This window comes from Amphritea opalescens (genome assembly GCF_003957515.1).
Classification (GTDB): Bacteria; Pseudomonadota; Gammaproteobacteria; order Pseudomonadales; family Balneatricaceae; genus Amphritea; species Amphritea opalescens.
Genome location: NZ_RQXW01000001.1, coordinates 22,965 through 41,068, shown reverse-complemented (window position 1 = coordinate 41,068; position 18,104 = coordinate 22,965). Strand labels below are relative to the sequence as shown.

Sequence of the window (18,104 nt, the reverse complement as noted above, 5' to 3'; positions counted from 1 at the left end):
CCGCCATTTACTGCATAACCTGATGGCAAGTGAATATTAATCATTAGGAGATCACAAATGACGAAGCGAGTTGCGATAATTGGTGCGGGTCCAAGCGGTCTGGCTCAACTCAGAGCGTTCCAATCAGCTGAAGAGAAAGGCGCTGAGATCCCTGAGATAGTCTGTTTCGAAAAACAAAGTGACTGGGGCGGCTTATGGAATTACAGCTGGCGTACAGGCTTAGACGAGCACGGAGAACCCGTTCATGGCAGTATGTACCGCTACCTCTGGTCCAATGGACCGAAAGAGTGTTTAGAGTTTGCCGATTACAGTTTTGAAGAACACTTTGGTAAAGCAATCCCCTCTTACCCACCCCGCGAAGTACTATGGGACTATATTAAAGGCCGAGTCGAAAAAGCAGGCGTGCGTGACTATATTCGCTTTAATACCCCAGTACGTACCATTACCTTTGATGACAGCACCAAGCTCTTCACGGTGACCGTGCACGATCACGACAGCGATACCGTGTATTCAGAAACCTTTGACTATGTTATTTGCGCCTCTGGCCACTTTTCCACGCCTCGCGTGCCCGAATTCGAAGGCTTTAGCCACTTCGGCGGCCGCATCATGCATGCCCATGACTTCCGTGATGCGCTGGAATTTAAAGATAAAGATATTCTATTGGTCGGCAGCAGTTATTCTGCAGAAGACGTAGGTTCGCAGTGTTATAAATACGGTGCCCGCAGTCTGACCAGCTGTTATCGTTCCGCGCCGATGGGTTTCAAATGGCCAGATAACTGGGAAGAAAAACCCTTACTGCAGCGCGTTGATACCGATACCGCTTATTTTGCCGACGGCACCAGCCGTAAAATCGATGCGATCATACTCTGCACCGGCTATCTCCATCACTTCCCCTTCATCGATGAGTCTCTACGACTGAAAACCGATAACCGCCTCTGGACCATGGACCTTTATAAAGGCGTTGTATGGGAAGATAATCCACAGATGTTCTATCTGGGCATGCAGGATCAGTGGTACACCTTCAACATGTTTGATGCCCAAGCATGGTATGCGCGGGATGTTATTCTCGGCCGTATAGAACTACCGGCGACAAAAGAAGAGATGACCGCCAACAGCAAAGAGTGGCAAGCGAGAGAACTTACGCTGACCACCGCTGAAGAGATGTTTACCTTCCAGGGCGACTACATCCTTGAGTTGATTGAAGCCACCGACTACCCAACCTTCGATATTGAAGGGGTTCGACAAACCTTCCTTGAGTGGAAACACCATAAGAAAGAAAACATCATGACCTTTAGGGATCACGCCTACCGTTCACTGATGACCGGCACGATGTCTCCTAAGCACCATACCCCTTGGATCGACGCACTCGATGACTCGCTGGAAACCTACCTCTCGATCAAACCCGAGATGAAACAAGCTATTTAACAATAACGGGCAGGCCGGTCATCGACCGGCCCTGATTTTCTCACGCCTGATTTTCTCCCGTTTCTAGACGAACAGACTAAGGAATACCCCATGAATATGGTCAGTAAAATAATCGATAAAACCGTCGCGCCCATCACCGAGGATTTAGACGGTTGGGAAAAAGTGACCGGTGATCCATCCATGACCACCTGGATTGAATATACCAGCCCGGATGGCAGTATGATTACCGGCTGTTGGGCGGCCACTACCGGTACCTATCGGGCCACCTATGCCAGCTGGGAATTCATCCACCTGATTGAAGGTGAAGTCATCGTGACTCAAGATGGCGAAGCGCCTGTTACTCTAAAACCCGGTGATGCTTTTATGGTAGAAGCGGGTTTTACCGGCACCTGGGAGATCCTTAAACCGGTCTTCAAGCACTTCGCGATTAAATTAAAATAGCCCTATCGCCGAGCTCTCATTCCCAAAAGGCGTTACCTACAAGCTATTGCCTTGTCGTGTAATTAATCAAGCGCCCCTTTCTCAAAAAAACCTCTATCGCACTGGATAACCCAACCATGCAGTAGAGGTGAGATACATATCTGTCCAGCCCCATCGCCAAAATTTTCAGTGGCAATATCTATCACAGAAAGCCCAACGTGGGCATTAACACCAAGAGATAAAGGGCTTTGACCCTGTGGTACCCCATCAGCACCTTCGCTATCGAGTCGCCTTTTGTTTGCGATGACCTAAGGGGGTTGTTTCGATCGGGCATATCAGCCTAAAAAATGCCTCTCATGACTCTAAACCCACCGAGTGTAACACTGCCGTAGGGTGCCGATGAGCTCGCGAATCGCACCATCAAGGTATCCCCTCGTCATGAGTCTGATATAGCGAACTCATCGCATCAATCACCCTACACAGTTTGCTGGGGCCGAAATGCTGATGAAAGAGGCGCCGCAGTTGCAAGAAAAAGGCTTTAGCCTCAGCTTTTGCGCCCTGAAGAACAGCGTCAAAGATCAACTCGCCGCCTTGAACTTTCTGGACAAGCTCGGAGAAGAAAACTTTGACGCCACCCTAGATGATGCCCTCGCCGCCCTGACACCGCGCCTTAACAGCGACATCTGCAATCAGTGCCGGCATCGAGTATTTAAACAAAGACCTTAATTAGACAACACCCCTACCCCTCAACCTCTGGGGCTATATCGCCACCACCTAACGATTGATAAAGTTTTGCTTGAATGACGAATTGGTTATAGCGATTTTCCAACAACGATGTTTCGATGCTACGTCTCGACTCCATAACACCGAGCCAGTCGATAATATCCGTTTCACCCTGTTGATAGCGGCTCCCGTAGATCGCTTCAATCGCTTGCGCATTCTCATACTGCGCTCGATAGATATTGCCCTGATGATCGAAATTTTGCTTCGCCATCAACAGGTTAGCCACCTCTTCGAACGCTTGATAAAGTGTATCTCGATAATCCACTACGGCCAATTGATAATCGACTTCAGCAATATCTTTGTTTAACGTCATCTTTTGCCACTCTAAAAAAGGCAAGACAATGCCGTTGCCTAGTGTAGCAACCGGATTGTGTAAGACATTCAATAGACTGCTAGAAGAGGTGTTTAACGCCCCGGTTAAGGTAAAAGTCGGCATATAGCTGGCGTCTACAGCATCTTGGGACGCTAGCGAGGATTTCAGCGCATACAAACTGGCTTTTACATCGGGCCTGCGTAACAGTAGATCCGCCGGAACCCCCGCCTCGATGTCAGGGATAGCTTGAGTCGGTAACCGATCGACGCTGATACCGCTCGCTTGCAAAGGCTGATTAAGCAAGGTGCCAATCGCATTTTGCGTCTCTGATAGGGTTTGTTGTAATTGGCTTAATTCCACCCGCTGATTGTACAGCGACTGCGTTGATTCCAGCACTGCCAAACGACTCTCGGCACCCACGTCATACTTGCTTTGTGTCAGCCTAACAACCCGCTCGGTATCGGTAATGTTCTGCTCACTCAACGCAATGACCTGTCTCAGGTAAGCGACTTTCCAATACAGCATTGCGGTTGTCACCACGAGGTTATGGGCCGTATTCTCGCGATCTTCATAACGCGCATTGGCGGTCCACTCGGCGGCATCGGCTACCGCATCGACCCGTCCCCAAAGATCCAGCTCATAGGCTAGAGACAAGCCCAGACCAAAGCTACTCGCTGATGTGCCAGAATCAAGATCATATTCACGTGCTGAGGATTGTGCCGCATTGATGCTCGGCACTTTGTTATTTTCACTGACACCCGCCGCCAGCCGTGCTTTTTTTAATGTCAGTGTCGCCGTTGCCAAATCATTGTTTGACACCAATACCTGATCAACCAAACGGTTTAACTGTGGATCGTCAAATAACGTCCACCAAGCATCAGGTCGCACCACTGCTGCGCTCACCTGAGTTTGAGACCAGCTTTGTGGAACCTCTAATACTGGCGATTGATAATCACTTCGCATTGAACTACACCCAGACAAGGCAAACACGCATGACAGTATGACGAAAGCGTTTTTTTTCACAGTTTTCATTTTTAATATCCTTTACCCTAATCTCGGGAAAGTGCCTCAATCGGGTTAAGTCGTGCGGCATTGCGAGCAGGCAGATAACCAAACATAACGCCAATTAATGTCGAACAGGCAAACGCCGCAACGATAGAGGTGGCCGAGTAGATCATCTGAAAATCACTACCGCTGTAGCTAAAGATAACGCCAACCAAATAAGCCAACCCGATGCCTAACGCTCCCCCACAAAAACACACCAACACCGCCTCAATCAAAAACTGCAGCATGATATCGGTTTGCCTAGCACCGACAGCGATACGTATACCGATCTCACGAGTTCGTTCGGTGACGGAGACCAGCATAATATTCATCACGCCAATGCCGCCGACCAGCAGTGAAATAAACGCGATAGCGGATATAAGCATGGTCATGGTTTCCGATGTTTTCTCAATACTTTTGCGGATGGTGTCGGTATTTATTGTGAAAAAATCCACCACCCCATGACGCATCGTCAGTAAACTAATAATGCCCTGCTCTGCTACCTCACTCTCGACATTCTCATCCACTCTCACGGTGATATCATCGACATAGTTTTGCCGAAAAATACGCCCCGATACAGTGGTATACGGCAACCAAACATTCAGTTCATCACTGTTACCTGAGGCACTTTCAATGGGCTGGGTCACACCAATCACCCGTACTGGCAGGCTACCCAAAAAAATCACCTGACCCAACGCACTCTCTTCAGAAAACAGTGCTTGCGAGGTGTTCTCGTCAATCACTGCCACCTGCTCCATCGCGACCACACTGTCTGCGGCAAAAAACTGCCCCTGCGCCAAACTATAGCCGCGCACTCGGAAATAATCAGTGCCGACCCCCTCTACCGAGCCGGTAACCGTTTCACTGGAGTAACGAATCGCCACATTCGCTTTTACCGTTGGCGTGACGCTATCGACAAAAGACAAACTTTTTAGCGCATCGGCATCCGCCGCGGTTAATGAGCGAACCCGAGCAGAACGCCGATCACCGAGACCGGTGCCGGGTTTTATCTCAATGGTATTGGTGCCCATGGAGGCAATATTATTCATAATCGATTGCTGCGACCCAGCCCCCAGTGCCACCACCGACACCACCGATGCAATACCAATAATAATACCGAGCATGGTCAGAAACGTTCGCAGGCGGTTATTAGACATTCCAATTAGCGCCATTTTTAACGCTTCAAGATAACGCGACCAGTAAATTTTGCTTGCCAATCTGCGAGACTTAAGCGTTTGCTGAGGAGCTTGTGTATGGTTATCTTCAAGCACCGCTACCGACTCTGCGGCACCCTCTGCCGTACTCTCGTTAGATTGATGCACATTAGCTTTGTTATTGAGTGTATCGCCAATGATCTCGCCATCTTTGATTTCAATCACGCGATCGGCAAACTCGGCAATATGCGCATCATGTGTCACCAGAATAATGGTGTGACCATCGCGGTGTAGCTCGCGCAGCAGCTTCATCATCTCTTCACCGCTGCTGCTATCTAACGCTCCGGTCGGCTCATCTGCAAGAATCACATCCCCGCCATTAATCAGCGCTCGAGCCACACTCACACGTTGCTGCTGGCCACCACTCAACTGATTTGGCTTATGCTCTAAGCGATCACTCAACCCCAATCGAGTCAGCAACTTGGTCGCTTTTTCCTGTCGCGCACGCGGGCCCTCATTCGCATAAAGTGCCGGTACTTCGACGTTTCCCAGCGCGGTTAAATCACCCAACAGATGATAACGCTGAAAAATAAAGCCAAAGTATTCACGTCGCAGTGCCGCCAGCTCATTTTCATCCATCGCCGAGGTATCCTGACCATTGATCAAGTAATGGCCTTTATTAGGTTTATCTAAACACCCAAGGATATTCATCAAGGTCGATTTTCCCGAGCCTGAAGCCCCGATAATCGCCACCATCTCGCCGCGATTAATCTGTAAGTTAATCTCCTTCAAAACCGTCAGTTCGTCTTCTCCAGCCGCAAAGCTGCGACTCACCCCCACCACATTTAACAGTGCTTCAGTCATGGCTGATTACCTTCTGCCTGAGCCGGTACGGGTTTGCCCCATCAACCCACTGGTAAGGCCACCACTGGCTCGGCTTGGCCTTGAACTGCTCTCGCCAGATGACTGACTAATAACAATCTCGTCTGTTTCGTCAAGGCCCGATAATATTTGTGCATAGATTTTATTATTGATGCCTACCGTCACATCGCGGTATTCCACCTCATCTTTGTTTTTGACCAACACACGATAGTCGGTCTTGGAGCCCCGCTTTGAAACTAACACCTGCGAGGGCACCAGTAATGCGTCCTCTGCCCGTTCTAAAATAATCGAGACCTGCGCGGTCATACCGAAACGCAACAGCTTGTCGGGATTTTCCACATCAAACAGGGCGTTGTAATAAATCGCCTCATCATCGCCAATCGTCAAATCGCTATCATCACCCGTGAGTAAGGTAGGGCCGGGTTCTATCGCGCGTAAAACACCAGGATATTTTTTATCCGCCGCCCCAAAGATGGTGAAATAAACCTCCTGTCCGGCAGTCACATTGATAATGTCAGCTTCCGACACCTGTGCCTTGATAGTCATCACATCCAGTTGCGCCAGCTCGATAATACTGGGCGTAGACTGACTGTTATTCACCGTCTGCCCCTCTTCAACCGAGACATAAACCACCGTGCCATCAATGGGTGATGTAATGGTGGTGTAACCTAAATCGAGCTCGGCGTTATCCACACTGATAATCGACTTCTGTTTCTCGGCACTCAGTTGATCCAACTCTGCCCGATAGACAGCCAGAGCAGATTCCGCCGCATCATATTCCGCTTGCGAAGTGGCTCCATCTGCCAACAAATTTTGCTTACGTTTAAATTCGGCTTGTGCCGCTTTTATCTGCGCCTGCTTAGCTTTGTATTGAGCATTAATACTCTGGAGCGATGCTTGCGCTTCTTTCAGAGCGTTTTGCTGGGTTAGATTATCGATCTGTGCAATCAGCTCACCCTTTTTTAAAACATCGCCCACCTGAACATCGATTTTTTCGATTAAACCCGACACCTGCGCGCCCACACTGACCAGTTTCGAGGGATACAAAACGCCGTTCGTCAATACCACGTTTTCAATACTGTCTCGCCTGACAGTATCGGTAATGACGGCAGGCTTAACCTGCTGATCCAAGGTGTATTTATAACCCACCCCGATGGCAACAGCCACGATCAGAAGGAGCACGATCAATGTTTTTTTCATCTTCTTTTTCATGTCAATCTCTTAAAGTCTTACGACGGTTTATCGGCAACGGGCACCAAAAAGAGTATCCCATAGGCACTGTTGCTAAGCGCTACGATACTAAGCGGGATGGTGGTTGGATTTGACTATGGCGTTCAAAATATACACTTAAAGAAGCCGAATCCAGTACCAAGCCGCGCATCTTCTTTAGTCATTACGATAATGATTTCATCAATTAACTTAAGTCTAACGATTAAGCGGACAGGCTGGATGACAATGCTGTCATTTAGCGCTCGGCAAGACTAATTTCATCACCACCCTATCTTCTGCACTGGGCTCCAGCATCAGATCACCCCCATGAGCACGGGCGATTTCACGCGCCAAACTCAAGCCAAGACCACTACCGGAAACGCCTTGGGTTTGTGCTGATTCTCCTCGGTAAAAGCGCTCGAATAACTGACTTCTAACCAGTTCGGACAACGGCAAACAAACGTTGCTGATCACCACCTCGATGATTGCTGCTTTTTCACACGCGTGAATTGTGACGCCCTTCTCTGGCAAGCTATAGCGCATCACATTAACGAGTAAATTGTTCAACAACTGCGTCAGCAAGACACGATCCCCTGGGGTTATTAAGTCGCGATCAATCGAACAATCCTGCACCAGTTCCTCGGACAACAGCCCCATATCACTGGTCAGTTCATCCAATAGGTCGGTCATATTGATCGCCTCTAGATGCAGCGCCATAGAGCCAGAATCGGCCTGTGACAGCAACAGTAATTTACGCGTGATCGCCGACAGGTGACCGACTTCATCAAGAATAGCGTTGAGATCTAATAGCGATGGGTTTTCAGCCAGCACCGCTTGTTCCAGCTTACCTCTTAAAACAGTCAGTGGTGTTTTTAACTCATGGGCGGCATCGGCGGTAAAACGAGAGACTTGCTGAAAACTATCCTCAAGTCGATCTAACATCGTATTGTAAGCATCAATTAAGCGCTGAAACTCTTTATCTTCTTTATGCTCAGGCAAGCGATGGCTAAGCTCTTTTTCGGTTACCATCCCCATGGAACGATGCAACCGATTGATCGGCCGAACCGTATGACTTGTAATCACCCAAGAGCCCATCAGACTGAGCAAAAAAGAGAACGGAATAATCACAATAAGCGTTTCATTCAGGGTGCTTTTTAATTCACGGGTGGTTGCTGCTACATCAACCCCGATAAAACTCCGTTGGTCTCGAACATTTAGTAATGCACTACGCCATTGCTTTTGTTCATGTTCAAAAGAACCAACCTGGCAAAAGGCTTTGGGTTGGCTTTTATCGGCTAAGGTTAACGGTGCGGCGCTGGGCCAGCTGACTGTATTAATGATCGCTTCAATATCAACCCCCTCCGGGGCTCTCAAAACACCAGTCTCTGCCGCTTCGAGATATATCATTATCTCGTTCGGTGAACTAACTCTTAGTTTGTTAACTAACTCATCCACAACCTGACCGTCGGAAGGCCTGCTGCCATTAGCAATAGGCCGATAACGCGGGCTGCCATTAGCATCAACCCGTGGAATGAGACGCCTTGCTTCCATGCACAAACGTGCATCAAGACGATTCAGCTCTACTTGCATAATGCGCGACCAACTCAGGGTGATCACAATTGCCAGCACCACACTTACCGTTAGCAAAGAGATACTAATAATCCGTGTTCGAAAATACATGCCGCCCCTCAACATGCTTTAAATCGATAACCCGTACCACGTACCGACTCAATCGCACCCACCATCTTGCCGACCCCTTCCAGTGAGGTAATCTTACGACGAATCCGCTTAATACAGACATCGACAACATTGGTGCAAGGATCAAAGTCATAGCCCCAAACATGCTCCAACAATTGCCCCCGGGTTAAAACTTGATTCGGCGAACGCATCAAATACTCAAGTAGGCTGAACTCACGGCTAGTCAGCTCGACTGCTTGCCCTTGACAATGGAGGCTGCGGTTAATGCAATCCAATTGCAGTTCCCCTACCTCGAGAAGATGTTGCACCCTGCCACTATGACGTCTCAGTAACGCTTGAATCCGCGCATTCAACTCTTCCACATAGAAAGGCTTGGCTAGATAATCATCGGCCCCCATCTCTAAGCCCTGCACCCGATCGCCCAACTCGTTTCGGGCCGTCAGCAGAATAACCGGCGTATCAACCCCGTCATGCCGAAGCGAACGAAGAATATCCAGACCATCCCGACCCGGCAGCATAATATCGAGAATGATAACGTCGAAAACCTCACAACTCGCCGCTTCATATCCTTTATTACCATCGGCATAATGGCTAACACTGAAGTTTTTTGCCCGTAAACCTTCACAGATAAAATCGGCAATTTTTTGTTCATCTTCAACCAGCAATAGTTTCATTGAGACGCTTCCTTAGATCATGCCGGTCAGTATCTCAGTTGAGCCAACATCACCGCAATCAATATGACAAACTTGTCATTTTAAAAGACTGATAAAGCGATGGTAACCCTCCCCTTTTTCTCCACTACCACATGCTAAGACTTGGATAGACTAGAAATACTTAAAAAATTCGAGTGCCTTTTTTACAGCGATCCTTCCCTTACAGAGGCCCAATCATTTATTTACTCAGCTTTACATCCGCTTAACTCAACTTAACGTCCGTTGCTGTCAAAATGGATTCATATCCAAACGGAGAACAGCCATGCAATTTCCTTTACATTCCAGCAGCGTTAGCGGCGCACGCGTCATGTCTACTAGCCTATCCGCTACGCCGCAAATGGTGCCTACGCATTATGCCTTTAGCATCGCTGAGCCTATCACTCCCACGCGCCACTTTGTTATCAGCCCATGCTGGGATTTAAACCGTTTACAAAACACAACACCTCATAGCCCTGCGATCGGTAAAACCTTATCGCTCGCCCTCACTCGCGCTCAGTCAACAGAGGTCAACCCATGAACAAATTAACTATTTCACTACTCATTACCAGCCTCACATTCGCAACCGTAACGCCGCTATCGGCAGGCCCTAGGCCGTCACCCCAACCCCACGGCCATCATGTTGATCACCTGCCAGGTGCCGCCGTAACGACGGTGATTGCGGGCGCCACTTACTGGGTATTGGACTCTCTATTTTATCGCAAAGCCAATAATGGGTATGTCGTGGTAGAACCCCCCAAAGGGTCATACTATAAACGTCTACCGGCAGATGCCGTGGTTGTAACGCGTCATGGTCGTGACTACTTCCGCTATCATGGTGCTTACTACCGCTGGGTGCCTGAAAGAAAGATCTATGTAATTGAGCCTTCGATTGCAGAGCCCGAGACAGAACAGGTATCTCACTACGCTGCTGGCTCGGTGCTGACAACACTACCCAATGGCAGTAACGCCATATCGATTAACGGCGTGCAATATTTCCGTCATGCGGGTAACTATTTTCTACCGAGCGAGCGTAACGGTAAGCAAGTTTATGTGGTCGTGGATATAGATTGATGCGCTAATGTAGCGAGGTTTGCCAACTAAAGTCAGCCGGTATTGACGCCAACACAACATCTGGGCGCAACATTAGAACTAACAGGGCAATCGATTAAAACTCGGTTGTCCTGCTGTACATTTAAGCATCACACAAAAAGCGTGCAGACTGAGATAATGTAAAACATCAATGCCATAGCATAAGAAAAGAGACTGAAGAAATGAATCAAGTGTAAAAACGGTTGGCAGATCAGGGCTGTGCGTTACCTTATCTTCATACAAGCGATTTGCGCATGGCCTGCATCGTAGAAAAATGAAACCCTTGCCGCTGATAAAACCGCTGAGCAGCGATATTGTCATCATCCGTCAAAAGCGTAATGCGCAGAACGCCCTGTTGTCGCGCATAAACCACCGCCTGCTCTAATAACTCAGTACCAATATGAGAGCCATCCTCTAAGCGTCGATACTCTGGCGCAACCACCATATCTTCAAGCATACAAACGCGACCACCCAGCGCCGTAGAGACGCTGTACAGTAAACTCACCATACCCACAATGCGGCCCTGCTGCCGACTCAGCAAGATAGTGCCAACCTGTGGTGACCTAATAATCATTTTCAGCCCCTGTTGCTGGGCCTCAATATCCGCCTCAAACTCCGCTTCTTGGGCGAATAGATAACCGAGCAAATGACACAGTGCCGGAATATCGGCTTCGGTTGCTATGGCAATACTCATACGGTTCTCATTTAATTAGACTATTTAAAGCAGTAACGGCGATGACTCAATCAACCTAACATAACGAGGCTAACAACCCATGCATCGCCTGGCGGCTCTGGGGTAAATGCTTATCACTGTTCAGCTGTGTTTTGCTCTGCACATACTCCCCTTCAGGCAAACCTGATGTTTCACAGGCTAAAAAAGCATCCACCGTGCCGAAAGTTGCTTCTAAGTGAAACTGCAAAGCCCAAATACGTTGCCCAACACTGAACCCCTGACAGGGTGTCACAGCACTACTGGCAAAAGCCCTCGCACCGGCGGGCAGTTTAAAACAATCACCGTGCCAACTTAAGGGGCTAAATGTACGGGGCAACCATGTTACCTTGGCGTCCGTACTGCTGACCGGAAACCAGCCAATTTCGACAGTACTATTCTGATAGACCTGCGCGCCTAAGGCCGCGGCAATCAATTGACCACCGAGGCAGATCCCGAGAATGGTTTTATCCTGTTCAACCGCCTGACGAATGAGCTTTTTCTCATCTATCAGCCAAGGATAGTGAGCCTCGTCATTAACACTCATCGGCCCGCCCATCACTAGTAGCCAATCGAATGCGTTAACATCCAGTAGCGCTTCCCCCTGATCGAGACGCACCGTGGTGAGTATAAATCCGTTACAACGGGATGAATCAGTGAACCAATCGTGCATCGAACCGATCCATTCACCCTCGGCATGTTGCAGTATCAAGACCCGTATCATCTGCGGCATTCAGGCAAAAACCTTTAAACCGCCAACCCCTGCAACAATCATTGCTATACACAAAATTCGTAGCAGACTGCCCGATTCATCCATAAACAAAATACCGTAGGTCGCCAGTATCGACGCCCCAATGCCGGTCCAGACCGCATAGGCGGTACCCACCGGAATCGTCCGCATCGCCAGTGACAGCAACCCCAAGCTTACGACAATCAAAATAATACTGATGACCGTCGGCCATAACCGAGTAAAGCCATCACTGTATTTCAAGCCAACCGCCCAGAGGCACTCCAAGATTCCCGCTATGCATATATAAACCCAGCCCATGGCTTTCTCCTCATGTTTATCACCGACAACAAACATCACTCAAGACTGTTCTGTCAGTACGACGACTTGAACTTCTGATTACAAACATGCCCACCACTCACCGGGCCTATGAGCCGCATCACGGTTAATCAACAGCCCACTCAAGCGAAGCCCTGTTCGTGTGGATCCTGCGAGCATTTAATTAGCTGGATCGAACTGCGCTAAATAATCCACGACCATGCCATGAAAGCGGGTTAAGCCTTTATAATGAATCAATGCTTCAGGTAGGGTTTTCATCGTTCTATGCATACGCACAGCCCATGCTTTATTGGTGACTAAATCTTCTAAGCTAAGCAAATAGGTACGAATACTGATCGTTACCGCATTACTGCGCGGCATTCTATCCAGCACCTGCACTTCGACCCGCAGATAGATTTTTTCACCCACGTTCTCGGGCGTGATAGATGCACGCTCATGACCCCACTCATTATATGTCTCGGACGAGGTATCCATGCGCGCATTCACTGTTAGCGTCCAGTTTAGTCGCCGCACCGGCTGACCCACAGGAAGCGCCATAAGATATTTTCGCGCCCGATCAATAATGCCTTCATTGTGCACCATGGGTACCGGCCCATGCCACTCGTCAAAGCTCATGCCCGCATCAAATGCAAGAGACCAGTCCGCTGGGCAAGTGACCATCCCGGCATCCATAAATAGGTTGCCTTCACGCTGATCCATCAAGGCAAAATCACCCTGCACCTGACGACCAATATAATCCAATGGTGGACGGGGTAACGTAGCGCTATCACCGAACGTAAAGTGATCATCAATATGAAGCAGCTTATTCTCCCAGCGCCAACTGTCACCATCACGGGTCAGTGTGAAATGCTCAGGGTAGTCTTCGGCTAACGACACCATGTAGCGTTCCAGCATCTCCCAACAGGCTAGATCCATATGTTCCATCACCAAGCAGCGATTGGGCATATCTTTCAAAACCAGCTCGCGCTCGGCCATTTCGGATAAATAATGCTCATCAATATCGATATAATGCTCAAACGCCGAACCTTCCCCACCTTTAGGCTGATGAGCTTCAATATTGACCGAGTAACGATACTCATCTTCAGGGAACGGAAACGGAAAACGTTCAATCGCCGCGGCGCTGTTTGTATAGGTAAAATCGTCACGAAAACTCTGAATCTCTTTCGGTGCTACACGCATTATTCTGTTCTCCTAAATATCTAAAACCAGTCGTCCGCCTGCGGCTCTGGAAACACAGGGCATGATTACCTGACCCGACTGCTTTTCAGTATCACTAAGGTAGCTATCACGGTGCTCAACCTCACCTTCTGTCACGTTACAAACACATTGACCACAAACACCCGCACGACACAGATTGGGGATATCGACCTCAGCCCCTTCTAAGGCTTCAAGTAAGCTGCTATCCGCGGCTACATCCAACTCAATCCCTTGGCGGCTCAGCTCAACCTTAAACGGCAATCCCGGTTTTGCTCCGGCAAACTCTTCCCAATGAATCGCACTAGCAGGAATACCCATCTCTTCAGCCGTTGCCCTCACGGCCTCAATCAGCGACTCTGGACCACAGATATAGAAATGGGTGCCTAGTGGCTGGCCGGACATCACCTCGGCAATATCACATCGCTTACCCTGATCGGCGTCATAACAGCAGCACTGGTCGCCGAACTCCGCTGCCAGCTCCGCGCTATAAGCACCGGTCTGATGGCTACGGAACAAGTAGTGCAATTCAAACTCAACTTCTCGTTGCTTGAACAGAGGTAGATAAGATAAAAATGGTGTGATGCCAACGCCACCAGCAAACAGGATATGTTTTTTTGCCCGCCATGCTGGGGCAAATAGATTCGCCGGCGGGGATATCTTCAACTCATCTCCCAAGGCGACCTGGTCATGCATATAGATAGAGCCACCGCGGGATGTTTCCTGCAAACGTACCGCAATCTGATATTGACGGTTATCATTAGGATCGCTCATCAACGAGTAGGCATTGCGATAACGCTGCTCGCTTCCATCCATCTCAACCACAACATGGGCACCCGCCGAGAAAGGCGTCAACTCCCCTTTCAAAGGCTCTAAGGTAAAGGCTTTAATCATCGGCGCGACCTGTTCAATCGCAACCACCTTAACGTCAATCTGATCAATGGTGCTCATCAGTTCACCTCCCTTTGTTCAGGCATATCGGCACTATCTTCGGCGTTGGCCTGAAACGAAAAGTAAGCGCCATGTAGGCGGGAGAAATGATCCGTCACTTCCAGCATCGCACCGCAGCCACTGCAGGCATAAGGCGAATAAGTCACCCCTTCGGTTATCGTATGGCAGTGACAGCAAAACAGGTGGCGTTCTCGCGTCACCGGTGCCATTAAACGGATCTGCTCAGGACAAAGCCCCAACGCCCGCGCATGGCTGGCCACCCGCCAGAGAAATGGCTCTGTGCCTGCTAAATAAAGGGTTCCATTAAGTGGAAATGTCGCTAATAAGTTCCGCAATTCGGGATCACTGGCATCCTCAACAACCGCCTTCTCTTTACGGCCTTCGTTAGGCTGGCAGGCGTCATACAAGCATTCCATCGCCTTGGGTAAAAGTTGTTCGGCAACAAAAAGATGAAAACTAGACTTTGGGTTCAATTCAACTGGCCCGTAGGCCGGCTTACTGGCAACCCCGTTCAACTGCTCTGTTTGCATCTGAGCCCTCCTGATTCAAGTTCGGTTAGCATCATGATGTGCAAATAAAATTCCTATGAAGAATATTATGAGAGCATGACGTCAGCCTCAATTGTCATGAAGAGGTACAACCAAGTAGGTAATCCTTTAAGAGGCAGGTAATCCCTTAAGAGGCACAACGATTCAACAAGCAGCCGGAATATGGCTCTTAGTTAAGTGCACCGATCCAGAAATGATTCAAACGAGAGATATAAACAATAACTTCATCAGAGTATTGATCACTATCACCTCCTACCGATTTAGGGGCTGTTATCCTTTAAAGCTGCAAAAACATAATGGATCAACTCATGCATTCTCTAAAACATAGCGCTGAGCAAGGCTTAACTGAACATAGCCTCGACACTCTGCGGCCTAACCGAAGCCATCCGGCCACGCACGCGAATACCAAGGCCCATGATGAAACACTGGTGTATCAAATTGGTCATAATCTGTATATCAACCTGACCGACCGCTGCACCTTGAGCTGCCAGTTCTGTCCAAAGCATAACGGTTGTACCGATGTTAAAGGCTATGACCTTACGCTAGATGTGCGCCCATCGGCACAGCAGATCATCGCGTTAATTGCTGACCCGAGCCGCTACGACTGCATTGTGTTCTGTGGCTATGGCGAACCGACCCTGCGCCTCAAACCACTGCTAGAGATAGCCCACTGGGTGAAACAACATGGCGGTAACACCCGCCTCAACACCGATGGTCTAGGTAATCTGGTGAATAAACGCAATATTCTGCCGGAATTGAGTGAATGTATTGATGCGTTATCCATCTCCCTCAATGCCCACAATGAGGCCGTCTATATTCAGCATTGCCAACCGGCACTGCAGGGTTCTTATGAGGCGATGTTAGCTTTTGTTGCCCTTGCGCCGCACTATATAAAAGAGGTCAGCGCAAGCGCGATCAATGGATTAGAGGGGGTCGATATCGCAGCCTGTCGTCAATTGGCAGAAAGCTATGGGGTTCAGTTTAAGCAACGAGAACTCGATGTTGTTGGTTAACCGACGCAGACTAAAACGGCAAACCAAGATGGAAATAGGTTTGCCGCAAACATGGAACAATAGAAGCAAACTAACACCGCAGGGTAGCGAATATTAATGGGGGCCGGTTTCTGACGGCGATTCCTGTTCTTGGCTCCATTGGCTAAAGGCATCTTTAGTCATCGGCCGTCCCAAGTAATAACCCTGAACGATGTCACAACCTTCCGCTTTTAGTAATGCCAAGGTGTCGGCATCCTCTACCCCTTCCGCGGTTACTTCCAAGCCCAAGTTATGGGCTAGATTGATAGTGGCATTAACAATCACCGCATCACTTTCGTTCTGCACAATATCGGATACAAAGGAGCGATCGATCTTAAGCTCTTTTAGCGGTAGTTGTTTCAAATAAGATAATGATGAATAGCCCGTACCATAATCATCAATGGAGAACTGGAATCCCATAGCGTGGATACGGTTGATCACCGCCATTGCAGCATCGGGATCGGTCATCAATGAACTTTCGGTGATCTCAAGGGTAATCCACGCAGGATTAATACCAGTAGCCCCTTTGATACCGGCAATCAAATCTGGCAGCTCAGGATTATTAAGATCTTTCGCTGAAAGGTTGATCGATAGCACGATGTCTAGCCCCTCTTGATGCCACTGCGCGCACTGTGCAAAACCTTCCTGTATAACCCAGCTGGTGAGCCCTTGAATCAGTCTTGAACGCTCCATAAGTGGGATAAATAGATCCGGCCCTAATAAACCATGCTTCGGGTGATTCCAACGCACTAATGCTTCGGCCCCCGTTAACACGCCATCTTTAACCCTCACTTTGGGTTGATAAAAAAGCTCGAGCTCCTGATTCTCAATCGATTGATGAAGTTCGCTCATCAGCGTTAACTGTTTCGGGCTATGCGCATCAAAGGATGGATCGTACACGGCACTGCCTTTATTGGAATTCTGTGCCATATACAGGGCAATGCCTGCGCGCTGAACCAAGGTATCGACATCGGTACCGTGCTGAGGAAAGTGAACAATACCAATATTGGCTTGAGCCGATAGCTTCACCTGCTCGATGTAGAACACATCATGCAACACCCGATGCACACTATCAGCTAACTCCATCACCTGCTTTTCTGTCAGCTGTTGGTTGATCAGCAGACTAAAGGTATTGCTTTCCAAGCGGGCAATGGTCCATGGCGGCGGGAAAGCACTCTCCAAACGTACCGCAACCTGCTTGATCAGACTGTCACTACTATTTCGGCCTAAGGTGTCACTAATTTCCTTGTAGTTAGACACCTCAACCAACAATACAGAAAAAGCCACCTTCCCCCGCGGGGAGACGATTTGCTGTTCCACTCGATCATAAAACAGCTCTTTATTCGGCATATCGGTCAGCAGATCATGGGTAATGCTATGACGGGCCTGCTTCTCAAAAGTATCGGCTTTATCTCGCAACTCTTTGGTTTGGTCCATGACCATCGCGCTGGCTTCATAGGCAAGCACAGTGCTGGAATATTGCCCCCAAAAGGCGAACACAAAAGGGATGACGTCCAAAATCCAGAGCGCAAAATTAGTTTTCTGAACATTAATCAGGTGGGTAACACTGATATCGCCATACTCAAGATGGGAAACGGTAAGGGTCGCAACAATGAGCGCAATGACGGCAATCGAAATCCCCTGCCAAGCGGTTTTGGACACGCGGGATCGTAAAACTTTGACATTATTATGCAGAAAATCACTGGTAGAACCATTTCTAACATTCACAACTCAACTCCTTGTTGTTGTCGTCATTTACTTCCCGAAACAAACAATATACAGAGAATGGGCCCCTTAAGGCTTGATCAATGTCAGCAAACTCACTAAAGCCCTCCAGTACAGTCGTTAATTGAGTGTAAAAACATCCCTAGGGTAAAAGCTTCACCCGAGAGATCT

At 48.7% G+C, this 18,104-nt stretch carries 18 protein-coding genes; 6 read left to right on the top strand and 12 right to left on the bottom strand.

The annotated features are described in order from the left end of the window. The first annotated feature begins 57 nt into the window (after nt 1-57). The 3 genes from EH243_RS00175 (at nt 58) to EH243_RS00165 (ending at nt 2,571) form a co-directional block, all read left to right on the top strand. Nucleotides 58-1,425, top strand: coding sequence for a flavin-containing monooxygenase (locus EH243_RS00175; RefSeq protein ID WP_126156617.1), 1,368 nt, complete (start codon nt 58-60; stop codon nt 1,423-1,425). Nucleotides 1,426-1,515: 90 nt separating this feature from the next. Continuing rightward, nucleotides 1,516-1,866, top strand: a complete 351-nt coding sequence (locus EH243_RS00170) for a cupin domain-containing protein (protein WP_126156616.1) — start codon at nt 1,516-1,518, stop codon at nt 1,864-1,866. Between the two features lie 477 nt (nt 1,867-2,343). Continuing rightward, the gene (locus tag EH243_RS00165) at nt 2,344-2,571 is read left to right on the top strand and encodes a hypothetical protein (protein ID WP_126156615.1); all 228 of its coding nucleotides are present in this window, start codon (nt 2,344-2,346) and stop codon (nt 2,569-2,571) included. Nucleotides 2,572-2,584: 13 nt separating this feature from the next. Here EH243_RS00165 and EH243_RS00160 read toward each other — a convergent pair whose 3' ends face one another. The 5 genes from EH243_RS00160 to EH243_RS00140 form a co-directional block, all read right to left on the bottom strand. Next, a complete protein-coding gene (locus tag EH243_RS00160) occupies nt 2,585-3,973 on the bottom strand; it encodes an efflux transporter outer membrane subunit (RefSeq protein ID WP_126156614.1) in 1,389 nt (462 codons plus the stop codon). Nucleotides 3,974-3,990: 17 nt separating this feature from the next. Then, nucleotides 3,991-6,003, bottom strand: coding sequence for a MacB family efflux pump subunit (locus tag EH243_RS00155; RefSeq protein WP_126156613.1), 2,013 nt, complete (start codon nt 6,001-6,003; stop codon nt 3,991-3,993). Between the two features lie 6 nt (nt 6,004-6,009). Then, nucleotides 6,010-7,233 (bottom strand): efflux RND transporter periplasmic adaptor subunit, encoded by a 1,224-nt coding sequence (locus tag EH243_RS00150; RefSeq protein WP_126156612.1) that lies wholly within the window; start codon nt 7,231-7,233, stop codon nt 6,010-6,012. Nucleotides 7,234-7,482: 249 nt separating this feature from the next. Beyond that, nucleotides 7,483-8,910, bottom strand: a complete 1,428-nt coding sequence (locus EH243_RS00145; protein WP_126156611.1) for an ATP-binding protein — start codon at nt 8,908-8,910, stop codon at nt 7,483-7,485. An 8-nt stretch (nt 8,911-8,918) separates the two neighbouring features. Further along, on the bottom strand, nt 8,919-9,602 hold the full coding sequence (locus EH243_RS00140; RefSeq protein ID WP_126156610.1) for a response regulator transcription factor: 684 nt from the start codon (nt 9,600-9,602) through the stop codon (nt 8,919-8,921). Between the two features lie 301 nt (nt 9,603-9,903). On the opposite strand from EH243_RS00140, the gene EH243_RS00135 reads away from it, so the two are divergent. Together EH243_RS00135 and EH243_RS00130 are read left to right on the top strand one after the other, a co-directional pair. Then, the gene (locus tag EH243_RS00135) at nt 9,904-10,158 is read left to right on the top strand and encodes a hypothetical protein (protein ID WP_126156609.1); all 255 of its coding nucleotides are present in this window, start codon (nt 9,904-9,906) and stop codon (nt 10,156-10,158) included. After that, nucleotides 10,155-10,691: a DUF6515 family protein gene (locus tag EH243_RS00130; protein WP_126156608.1), complete on the top strand. Its 537-nt coding sequence runs from the start codon at nt 10,155-10,157 to the stop codon at nt 10,689-10,691. The genes EH243_RS00135 and EH243_RS00130 overlap by 4 nt, the downstream gene beginning before the upstream one ends. Nucleotides 10,692-10,944: 253 nt before the next feature. Here EH243_RS00130 and EH243_RS00125 read toward each other — a convergent pair whose 3' ends face one another. From EH243_RS00125 to EH243_RS00100, 6 genes are all read right to left on the bottom strand, one after another. Next, nucleotides 10,945-11,403, bottom strand: coding sequence for a GNAT family N-acetyltransferase (locus EH243_RS00125; RefSeq protein WP_126156607.1), 459 nt, complete (start codon nt 11,401-11,403; stop codon nt 10,945-10,947). 55 nt (nt 11,404-11,458) lie between these two features. After that, complete coding sequence (locus EH243_RS00120) at nt 11,459-12,151, bottom strand: type 1 glutamine amidotransferase (RefSeq protein ID WP_126156606.1); 693 nt, start codon at nt 12,149-12,151, stop codon at nt 11,459-11,461. Then, nucleotides 12,152-12,466: a DMT family transporter gene (locus EH243_RS00115; protein ID WP_126156605.1), complete on the bottom strand. Its 315-nt coding sequence runs from the start codon at nt 12,464-12,466 to the stop codon at nt 12,152-12,154. 177 nt (nt 12,467-12,643) lie between these two features. Further along, nucleotides 12,644-13,663, bottom strand: a complete 1,020-nt coding sequence (locus EH243_RS00110) for a heme-dependent oxidative N-demethylase family protein (protein WP_126156604.1) — start codon at nt 13,661-13,663, stop codon at nt 12,644-12,646. Nucleotides 13,664-13,675: 12 nt separating this feature from the next. Next, the gene (locus EH243_RS00105; RefSeq protein ID WP_126156603.1) at nt 13,676-14,629 is read right to left on the bottom strand and encodes a PDR/VanB family oxidoreductase; all 954 of its coding nucleotides are present in this window, start codon (nt 14,627-14,629) and stop codon (nt 13,676-13,678) included. Then, a complete protein-coding gene (locus EH243_RS00100; RefSeq protein WP_126156602.1) occupies nt 14,629-15,159 on the bottom strand; it encodes a dimethylamine monooxygenase subunit DmmA family protein in 531 nt (176 codons plus the stop codon). Before EH243_RS00100 ends, EH243_RS00105 begins: the two co-directional genes overlap by 1 nt. Nucleotides 15,160-15,485: 326 nt before the next feature. On the opposite strand from EH243_RS00100, the gene EH243_RS00095 reads away from it, so the two are divergent. Further along, nucleotides 15,486-16,190: a TatD family nuclease-associated radical SAM protein gene (locus EH243_RS00095; protein WP_126156601.1), complete on the top strand. Its 705-nt coding sequence runs from the start codon at nt 15,486-15,488 to the stop codon at nt 16,188-16,190. A 93-nt stretch (nt 16,191-16,283) separates the two neighbouring features. Here the strand turns inward: EH243_RS00095 and EH243_RS00090 are convergent, their stop codons facing one another. Beyond that, the gene (locus EH243_RS00090; protein ID WP_126156600.1) at nt 16,284-17,936 is read right to left on the bottom strand and encodes a putative bifunctional diguanylate cyclase/phosphodiesterase; all 1,653 of its coding nucleotides are present in this window, start codon (nt 17,934-17,936) and stop codon (nt 16,284-16,286) included. Between the last annotated feature and the right edge of the window lie 168 nt (nt 17,937-18,104).

Excerpts from the sequence above, each read along its gene's own strand:
- EH243_RS00125 (WP_126156607.1), bottom strand. The coding sequence starts at position 11,403 with ATGAGTATTGCCATAGCAACCGAAGCCGATATTCCGGCACTGTGTCAT.
- EH243_RS00135 (WP_126156609.1), top strand. The coding sequence starts at position 9,904 with ATGCAATTTCCTTTACATTCCAGCAGCGTTAGCGGCGCACGCGTCATG.
- EH243_RS00105 (WP_126156603.1), bottom strand. The coding sequence starts at position 14,629 with ATGAGCACCATTGATCAGATTGACGTTAAGGTGGTTGCGATTGAACAG.
- EH243_RS00130 (WP_126156608.1), top strand. The coding sequence starts at position 10,155 with ATGAACAAATTAACTATTTCACTACTCATTACCAGCCTCACATTCGCA.
- EH243_RS00110 (WP_126156604.1), bottom strand. The coding sequence starts at position 13,663 with ATGCGTGTAGCACCGAAAGAGATTCAGAGTTTTCGTGACGATTTTACC.
- EH243_RS00095 (WP_126156601.1), top strand. The coding sequence starts at position 15,486 with ATGCATTCTCTAAAACATAGCGCTGAGCAAGGCTTAACTGAACATAGC.
- EH243_RS00150 (WP_126156612.1), bottom strand. The coding sequence starts at position 7,233 with ATGAAAAAGAAGATGAAAAAAACATTGATCGTGCTCCTTCTGATCGTG.
- EH243_RS00145 (WP_126156611.1), bottom strand. The coding sequence starts at position 8,910 with ATGTATTTTCGAACACGGATTATTAGTATCTCTTTGCTAACGGTAAGT.
- EH243_RS00165 (WP_126156615.1), top strand. The coding sequence starts at position 2,344 with ATGCTGATGAAAGAGGCGCCGCAGTTGCAAGAAAAAGGCTTTAGCCTC.
- EH243_RS00155 (WP_126156613.1), bottom strand. The coding sequence starts at position 6,003 with ATGACTGAAGCACTGTTAAATGTGGTGGGGGTGAGTCGCAGCTTTGCG.
- EH243_RS00170 (WP_126156616.1), top strand. The coding sequence starts at position 1,516 with ATGAATATGGTCAGTAAAATAATCGATAAAACCGTCGCGCCCATCACC.
- EH243_RS00160 (WP_126156614.1), bottom strand. The coding sequence starts at position 3,973 with ATGAAAACTGTGAAAAAAAACGCTTTCGTCATACTGTCATGCGTGTTT.
- EH243_RS00100 (WP_126156602.1), bottom strand. The coding sequence starts at position 15,159 with ATGCAAACAGAGCAGTTGAACGGGGTTGCCAGTAAGCCGGCCTACGGG.
- EH243_RS00140 (WP_126156610.1), bottom strand. The coding sequence starts at position 9,602 with ATGAAACTATTGCTGGTTGAAGATGAACAAAAAATTGCCGATTTTATC.
- EH243_RS00115 (WP_126156605.1), bottom strand. The coding sequence starts at position 12,466 with ATGGGCTGGGTTTATATATGCATAGCGGGAATCTTGGAGTGCCTCTGG.
- EH243_RS00120 (WP_126156606.1), bottom strand. The coding sequence starts at position 12,151 with ATGCCGCAGATGATACGGGTCTTGATACTGCAACATGCCGAGGGTGAA.
- EH243_RS00175 (WP_126156617.1), top strand. The coding sequence starts at position 58 with ATGACGAAGCGAGTTGCGATAATTGGTGCGGGTCCAAGCGGTCTGGCT.